6 protein-coding genes are annotated in these 9,081 nt (G+C 31.3%); 3 read left to right on the top strand and 3 right to left on the bottom strand.

The window, feature by feature from the left end; all coding sequences use genetic code 11:
• The 3 genes from DIU01_RS13740 to accD all read left to right on the top strand — a co-directional run.
• Positions 1 to 2,529, top strand: a 2,529-nt coding sequence (locus tag DIU01_RS13740; protein ID WP_290835388.1) for a BamA/TamA family outer membrane protein, incomplete at its 5' end; no start/stop codon positions are given.
• A 63-nt stretch (positions 2,530 to 2,592) separates the two neighbouring features.
• Positions 2,593 to 3,660 carry a class II fructose-bisphosphate aldolase gene (fbaA, locus tag DIU01_RS13745; RefSeq protein WP_290835390.1) on the top strand — a complete coding sequence of 356 codons (1,068 nt, stop codon included), beginning with the start codon at positions 2,593 to 2,595 and terminating at the stop codon, positions 3,658 to 3,660.
• A gap of 50 nt (positions 3,661 to 3,710) precedes the next feature.
• Positions 3,711 to 4,565: an acetyl-CoA carboxylase, carboxyltransferase subunit beta gene (gene accD / locus DIU01_RS13750; RefSeq protein WP_035125531.1), complete on the top strand. Its 855-nt coding sequence runs from the start codon at positions 3,711 to 3,713 to the stop codon at positions 4,563 to 4,565.
• A 57-nt stretch (positions 4,566 to 4,622) separates the two neighbouring features.
• Here the strand turns inward: accD and DIU01_RS13755 are convergent, their stop codons facing one another.
• From DIU01_RS13755 to DIU01_RS13765, 3 genes are all read right to left on the bottom strand, one after another.
• Entirely contained in the window at positions 4,623 to 6,821 is a 2,199-nt protein-coding gene (locus tag DIU01_RS13755; RefSeq protein WP_290835393.1) for a TonB-dependent siderophore receptor, read from the bottom strand.
• Between the two features lie 167 nt (positions 6,822 to 6,988).
• Positions 6,989 to 8,245, bottom strand: coding sequence for an ABC transporter permease (locus DIU01_RS13760; protein WP_290835395.1), 1,257 nt, complete (start codon positions 8,243 to 8,245; stop codon positions 6,989 to 6,991).
• Positions 8,246 to 8,384: 139 nt separating this feature from the next.
• A complete protein-coding gene (locus tag DIU01_RS13765; RefSeq protein ID WP_290835397.1) occupies positions 8,385 to 8,999 on the bottom strand; it encodes a hypothetical protein in 615 nt (204 codons plus the stop codon).
• Between the last annotated feature and the right edge of the window lie 82 nt (positions 9,000 to 9,081).

Below are 9,081 nucleotides of genomic sequence, written 5' to 3' on the forward strand. Positions count from 1 at the left end.
TCACTATTTATTTTAATAACCCTCATTATTGTTGGTTGTAATACTACTAAACGAGTTCCAGACAACAAAAGATTGTTAATGGATAACGAAATTTATGTGGATGACAAAAAGAATAAAGACGATGAAGTCACCAATCAATTGTATCAAAAACCAAACAGTTCTATCCTAGGATATCGACTTCGATTGAATTTATACAATCTTGCAAAGCAAAATACCGACTCGTTATACAAAGATAAATTTCTAAAAAATCCGAAGAAATATTATAGAAAAGCTAAATGGCTTTCTAAAAAACAAGTAAATCGATTAGGACAATCTTTTTGGAACAAAGGACTTCATGAATTTTTAAAGAAAACAGGTGAAGCGCCAGTTTTACTAGACACAACTAGCACGAAAAAATCAATAAAACGATTGAATTCTTATTACTTCAACAATGGTTTTTTTGATGTTAAAACCGACTTCACAACCGATACTTCTAAAACCAAAAAAGTAGTTTTAAAATATAAAATCAATAAAGGAAGTGGTTACAAATTAGACAGTTTAAAAACCGATATTGCTACTTTAGCATTAGATTCTTTATATAAATTAAGAAAAGACAATTCGTTCATTAAATCGGGAAATCAATACAAAACTGAAGATATAGACAACGAACGCAATAGAATTACAACCGATTTTAGAAATAATGGCGTCTATTTTTTTCAACAGAATTATATAAATTTTGATTTAGATACAATTCAAACCAACAAAAAAGTAAATTTAAAATTAAATATTGAAAATCAGAATATTAGAGAAGGCGACACTTCATCTACACAAGATTTTAAAATTTACAAAATAAATAAGGTTAATATTTTTACCGATCATCAAACCAATAAAAACGAGATTAAAGTAAACGATAGCGTTACTTATAATGGATATCATTTCTACAGTGAGAAAAAACTAAAATACAAACCAAAGTCAATTACTAGCGCTATTTTTATCGCTCCAGGAACTACCTATTCTGATTTTAGAACTACACTTACCTCAAAGTATTTGAGTAATCTGAGAGTTTTTAATTATCCATCCATTCAATATTCTGTTGATCCGAAAGATGAAAAAGGATTGATAGCTAACGTGTTTTTGATTCCTCGAAAAAAATACACTTTTGGTGCTTCTGTAGATTTTACACATTCTAATATTCAAGATTTTGGAATTTCAGGAAATACATCACTCGGAATTAGAAACGTATTTAATGGTGCCGAAACCTTTGAAATTGCTTTTAGAGGAAACGTTGGTGCATCGAGAGATTTAGCAAATCCTAACAACAATTTCTTCAATATTTCTGAAATTGGAATTGATTCTAAACTTAATTTTCCCCGAATTCTATTTCCTTTCAATATCGATAAAATCATCCCAAAAACGATGATTCCGTCAACAACATTGAGTGTTGGTTTTGCCAAACAAAGAAACATTGGACTAGACAAACAAAATTTCACTAGTTCACTTTCCTATAATTGGACACCTAAGAAAAATACAACAGTTAGATTTGACTTATTCAATGTTCAATTTGTCAAAAATGTTAATATAGGTAATTACTTTAATGTTTATCGAACTTCTTACGATCGATTGAATGAAATTGCCGAAATCTATAATACTAACCCTGCATACGTTGACGATAATGGAAACCTAACTCAAGAAGGAACTTTAAATTTTATTGACGATGTACTTTTAGTGGATGAAACGCCAGCCATAACTGAAAATGATGAAGAATACAGAACTGTACTGAGCATTAAAGAACGCTATGAACGATTAATTGAAAACAATCTTATTTTTGCTTCAAGTATTAGTTTTTCAAAAACATCAAAAAGAGACATTCAAGACAATAACTTTTATATTTTTAAAACAAAAATTGAATCGGCAGGAAATATACTTTCTTTAATTGCAAATGCATCTAAGGAAATCATTAATCAAAACGGAGCCAATACTATATTTGATGTAGAATATTCTCAGTACATAAAAACCGAATATGAATACATTAAACATTGGGATTTAAGAAGGAAAAAAGTGTTTGCGATAAGAAGCTTTTTCGGAATTGCAATTCCTTACGGAAATTCTAACAATATTCCATTTTCTCGAAGTTATTTTGCCGGTGGAACCAACGACATACGTGCTTGGCAACCGTATAGCTTAGGTCCAGGAAGTAGCGGAGGACTATTTGATTTTAATGAAGCCAACATGAAAATTAGTTTTAATGCCGAATTTAGATTTAATATTTTCGGAAAACTAAACGGAGCATTATTTGCCGATACAGGAAATATTTGGAATGTACTCGATAATGTTGAAGATGAAGCCTATAAATTTAATGGTATAAAATCATTAGAAACGTTAGCATTAGGAACTGGATTCGGATTTAGATATGATTTTGGATTATTTGTTGTGCGTGGTGATTTAGGGTTTAAAACTTACAATCCGGCGAAAGACATGACCCAAAGATGGTTTAAAGAAATCAATTTATCTGATTCTGTATTAAATATTGGAATAAATTATCCGTTCTAATTTTAGAAATTATTACTTTTGTATCCCGAAGAATCGGAATTAACTAAAAAACACAACTACAAGATGTCACACAATATTAAACCCGGAGTTGCAACAGGAGATGAAGTTCAAGCGATTTTTGCGTATGCAAAAGAAAAAGGCTTTGCTCTTCCTGCAGTAAACGTAACCGGATCAAGCACAATCAATGGAGTTTTAGAAACTGCTGCTAAATTAAATGCTCCAGTTATCATTCAGTTTTCTAATGGTGGCGCGCAATTTAATGCTGGAAAAGGACTTTCTAACGCTGGAGAAAAATCGGCTATTGCTGGTGGAATCGCCGGTGCAAAACACATTCATACTCTTGCAGAAGCTTATGGTGCAACTGTAATTTTACATACTGACCATTGTGCAAAAAAATTATTACCTTGGATTGATGGTTTATTAGATGCTTCTGAAAAACATTTTGCAGAAACTGGAAAACCATTATTTTCATCACACATGATTGACTTATCAGAAGAACCAATCGAAGAAAATATTGAAATTTGTAAAACTTATTTAGCTCGAATGAGTAAAATGGGAATGACATTAGAAATAGAACTTGGAATTACTGGTGGTGAAGAAGATGGTGTTGATAATTCTGATGTTGATAGTTCAAAATTATACACACAACCTGAGGAAGTAGCTTATGCTTATGAAGAACTTTCTAAAATTTCTCCAAGATTTACAATTGCAGCAGCTTTTGGAAATGTTCACGGAGTTTACAAACCAGGAAATGTGAAATTAACTCCAAAAATCTTGAAAAATTCACAAGATTATGTTCAAAATAAATTCAACACCGGTCACAATCCAGTTGATTTTGTTTTCCACGGTGGATCGGGTTCTACATTAGAAGAAATTAGAGAAGGAATTTCTTATGGTGTTGTAAAAATGAATATTGACACGGACTTACAATTTGCATTCACAGAAGGAATTCGCGACTATGTGGTAAACCATATTGATTATTTAAAAACTCAAATTGGAAATCCAGAAGGAGCAGAATCTCCAAACAAAAAATATTACGATCCAAGAAAATGGGTTCGTGAAGGAGAAGTTACTTTCAACACAAGATTAGAGCAAGCGTTTGCTGACTTAAATAATGTTAACACTTTATAAGATACAGTTTTAAACTGATAACTGAACACTGATAACTGAATACTATAAATATGGCTTGGTTTAAAAGAACAGAAAAAGGAATTCAAACACCTACAGAAGATAAAAAAGATGTTCCAAAAGGACTTTGGTATAAATCGCCAACAGGAAAAATCATTGATGCTGATGAGTTAGAAAGAAATCTATGGGTAAGTCCAGAAGATGATTTTCACGTTAGAATTGGTAGTAAAGAATATTTCGAAATTTTATTCGACAATAATGAATTCAAGGAATTAGATGCCAAAATGACTTCTAAAGATCCGTTAGGATTTGTTGATACTAAAAAATACTCTGAACGATTAAAAGACGTTATGGACAAAACCAAATTGAAAGATGCGGTTCGTACAGGAGTTGGAAAATCTAAGGGAAATGAATTAGTAGTTTGTTGTATGGATTTTGCCTTTATTGGTGGATCAATGGGTGCCGTTGTTGGAGAAAAAATTGCACGTGGAATTGATTATTCTATAAAAAACAAAGTGCCGTTTGTAATGATTTCAAAATCGGGTGGCGCACGTATGATGGAAGCAGCTTATTCATTAATGCAATTGGCTAAAACCTCAGCAAAATTGGCACAGTTAGCCGATGCTAAAATTCCGTATATTTCATTATGTACCGATCCAACTACTGGTGGAACTACAGCCTCTTACGCAATGCTTGGTGATATTAATATTGCTGAACCTGGTGCATTAATCGGTTTTGCCGGACCAAGAGTTGTTCGTGATACAACTGGAAAAGATTTACCAGAAGGATTTCAAACTTCAGAATTTTTATTAGAACACGGTTTCTTAGATTTTATTTCTCATAGAAAAGAGTTGAAAAACAAAATCAATTTGTACATCGATTTGATTTTGAATCAAGAAATTAGATAAATAAGAAATCCCGTTAGCAAATCACTAACGGGATTTTAATTTTATAGAAAAAACTTTTTAGAAAGCGTATTTTAATCCACCATAAAAATTTCTTCCTGGCGCATTAATTCCCGATGCGAATACTCGGTATTGCGTGTCTAAAATATTTTCGATTCCTGCAAATAGTGTAGCTCCTTTATAAACTTCAAAACCTGATTTAAAGTTGTACGTTTCCCAAGCTGGCATTCCACCAATTGGCGCATATTGCTGATTGTCTTCGCCGCTTGTAGAATAATCTTTACTAGGTTTTTTTCCGTTGTACAACAGATAGGCTTCAAGATTCAACCAAGATTTGGAATACATAAAACCAATTTTACCAAAATAAGGCGAAATATGATCTAATGGTGATTGTTCTCCGTTTTCAACTACTCTTCCCAGATTATAATTGAAGTTGGCGCTAAAATTTAAATTGCTTAAAATTTCGGCTGTAAAACTTGTTGACAATCCAGTGATAAATGCTTTTCCTTTATTTTGATTAGCAAATACTTGGCTTGATGTTTCATCATAATCAATAACAGTTTGTCCGTTGTAAATAAATTCATCGGTTACAATGGCATCGTATAATCTGGTGTAGAAATAGGTGTTTTCAAATTTAATCTTTTTAGAATTCGATTGAATTACGATTCCAAAATCGGCAGTTAGGGTTTTTTCTGGTTTAATATTTTCATTTGGAACAATAATAATTCCTTGCACCGATTCAAATATTTTAGCCAAATCATCAATATTTGGAACTCGAAATCCGCTAGATAAATTGGCTTTTATAGCGAAGTTTTCTGATGTATTATGAATAATTCCTAACGTTCCGCTGTAGGTAAAATTACCTTGTGAAATATTTGAAAATGGTAACGGAAAAAATGTATCGTCGTCGATTGTACTTTTCAAAGTGGTATAACCTACTCTAGCTCCAACATTCCAAAGCGTTTTTTCTGAAATTTTTTCATCATAAGAAACATACAAATCATTTCTAAACATGGTATTGTCTCCATTTGGATAACGTGTATTTATAGCACTTCTTACGCCTGTATTTATGTTATTCGAATAAGCTGAAGAATTCAATTTTTCATAATACGATTCAAATCCGTAGAACAATTCGCCTTTTAAAAACTTCTTTTTTAAATCTACAGAAACCGAATACATGTTTACACTTTCTTCTCTATTTTGCAATACATAATTTCCAAACCTTCTGTTGTGGCGACTTTCTTTAGCATTTTGAAAAGCAATATTTACTTTTAAATCACTGTCTAAAATGGCCTTTTGTCTTGCAACAGAATATACTCCTAAAATACGTTGTTGCGGTCCATAATACCATTCGGCATGAGTTAATCCTGTTGAAGAATTTGTTTCGGTTAATCGATCATATCTAGGAATATCTGTTGTTGTTGAAAACTGTAAATTCAAACCATGTTCAAATCCTGATTCCGCTTTGTAAGCAAACTTCTGTAAAAAATTATACTGTTTATAAGCAGAATTCTTTTGAACGTATTTATCGTCATTAACCAATAATTGATCAACACCATTGATTGTTGCAACATAAAATGGTCGTTCTCCAAAGAAGTCACCGTTATGATTTTTACGTTTACCCATTTTTAAATCGCCAAAATCATTAAAAGATAGTGAGGTTAAAGAAGCGAAATTTTCAGCTGCATAATTTATATTAAAAGCAATCGATTTCTCCTCGTTTGCAGAACTATAACGTGTATTAACATTTCCAGAAAACTTATTTTTTGCTTCATTCAAAAACTTTGCTTTTTTTGTTGTCATTGCAACAGTTCCTCCTAAGGCATCACTTCCGAATAAGGTTGAAGTTGGACCATAGAAAATTCCAACATTATCGAGCATGCTTTCGTCAACAGTAATCACATTTTGAAGATGACCAGCTCTAAAAATTAAATTATTCATTCTAACTCCATCCACAAGTAATAAAACTCTACTGGCTTCAAATCCTCTAATGACTGGACTTCCGCCACCTTGTTGTGACTTTTGAACAAATAACGAACCCGAATTTGACAATACTTCTGCGGTACTTTGAAAATTCTGAAAATCAATTTGTTTTTCGGTGATGACTTTAACCTGATTGGGCAATAAAGTTAGATTTGTAGGTACTTTATTGGATATTATAACTTCATCAAGCTTTGTTGTTTTTATTGAATCTTTTTGAGTTTGAGAAAATCCAATAAATGATGAAAATAGTAGTAAAAAGGCAGTAGTTTTATTCATTTTTGCGTTAATAGTTCCACTTTAGCTACTCTATTTCTAACCAAAAATACTGTTGAAACTAGAGAAAAGCAATAACAAAAGCGATTAAAATAGTTTAGTAAAAAAAACGATTATTGTATTTTATAAATGCTTTAGATTTTTTTTCAAAGATAGAAAAAAGCATCTAATTACATTCCGCTTCTAATTGCCTCAACAGGATCTAATTTTGAAGCTGAAATTGCAGGTAAAATCCCAGCAATTAATCCGATGATTATGGCTAGAGAAGTTCCTAAAACTACGTTTCCAATTCCGAGGACAAATTCAAAATCTAAAGCGCTAGTTAAGACTATGGAAATTAACCAAACCAATAACAATCCTATAAATCCGCCAATTACGCAAAGAATTACTGCTTCAAATAAGAACTGAAAAAGAATAAATCTATTTTTTGCTCCAAGCGATTTTTGAATTCCAATTAAATTCGTTCGTTCTTTTACAGAAACAAACATAATATTGGCTATACCAAAACCTCCAACTAGAAGTGAAAATCCGGCAATAACCCAACCCATAATATTCATTTGAGTAATAATTGCATCAATTTGATCGGTAGCACCTTTTAAGACATTCACGAAAAAGTTGTCGATTTCTCCAGCTTTCAATCCTCTTTTAATTCTTAATTTTTGAGTCAATTCGCCTTTAATATCTTCCAATTCTACATTTTCTTGTGGTCTAATGATAATAATTGGTGTAAATTGATCATTGTTGTCACCAAACATTGATCTTACTTTATTGATAGGAACGTAAACCGTATTATCTGGATTGGAACCAAAGTTAATCATACGCTCACCTACTTTTTTTAGAACACCAATAACAATAAATTTCTGACCGTAAAGTCGGACTTCTTTATCAATAGGATTTTGATTTTCGAATAAAACATCGGCTATTTCACTACCAAGAATAACACAGTTTTTTCCAGAATTAGATTCTTGTTCATTGAAAAATCTACCTTCTGCAAAATCTAATTTTTCTATTTCAATGAATTCATATGTACATGGTTTTATACTTACCGAACTAGCTACTTTATCGTCGTGTTTTACATTTTCTCTATTGGTAAAAAACTGATAACAAACAGCTTCTACTCCATCGACATTGTTTTTTATGTAATTGTATTCATCAAAATTAACATCGGGAAATTGATCTATTTTCCAATCAGGAACATCACTTGGGCCAAAACAGTATTTGAATAAAAAGATAGATTTATTGTCTAATCCGCTAATGTCTGATTTTATTTTTCTGTCTAAAGAATCGACAGCAGCCAAAACGGCAATGATAGAAAATATACCAATTGTCACACCAAGTAACGAAAGTAATGTTCTTAATTTATTGTTTCGCAAAGCGTTCATTGCAAAACCGAAACTTTCTTTTAATAATCGGAAATAGACAAGCATGTTGTTGATTTATTTTCTATGGTCAAATTTAAGATATTAGTAAATAAAACTTTGAAATTGTTACAGAAATTAAAAACTATTTGTTATTTCATATTACTTTGAACGAATTTACTTCTTATTAGTAATGTTTTAATATAAGTTAGGAAATCCAAGTGTCAACTGTTTTCTTGATAATCCATACACCATTTTCTTTTTCTAAATAAAATAATGTTCCAAGACCACAAAGAGAACCACATACATTACCTGTTTCTAATAATGCTTTCGTTTTATCAGCATTGTATGCAACCGCAGAAAATTGATTAAAGCCATTTGCGTTTGGAAAAGTATTATAAAATTGCATCCAATCATTGTCAGAATCAGTGTTGAAAATATAATTCAGTTCAGCTTCTGAGACTAAAATTACTTGTATTGAAGAAATTGGAAACGCGTAATCTAAAAACAAAGGATTTATATTATTATCAATTAAAGTAGTCACCATTTCTGGTTCAAATCCCGGATTTCCTTCAGATAATGAAGTAAGAACATAATTATTATCCGGTTCCATAAATGACATTCCAAAAGCAGTTTTTTGTTTAAGTAAAAAAGTACCTGAACCTTTAGAACTAATAACTGCTGTATAAACGGCATAATCTTCTGCAGCAATAGCACTTGGTTGGTCTAATGAAAATTGTTTTGGATCATTGTCATCGCTACAAGAAGTTAAAAATGCAAATAAGAATAAAAATACCAGAGATTTTAATGTTGCTACTTTCATTTTTATCAAATTTAAAAATAATACTTTTCGAAAGTAACAAAATAAAATGAATATCACTGATTTTGAATAATAAACTTAACCC

The organism is Flavobacterium sp. (assembly GCF_003525665.1).
Lineage (GTDB): Bacteria > Bacteroidota > Bacteroidia > Flavobacteriales > Flavobacteriaceae > Flavobacterium.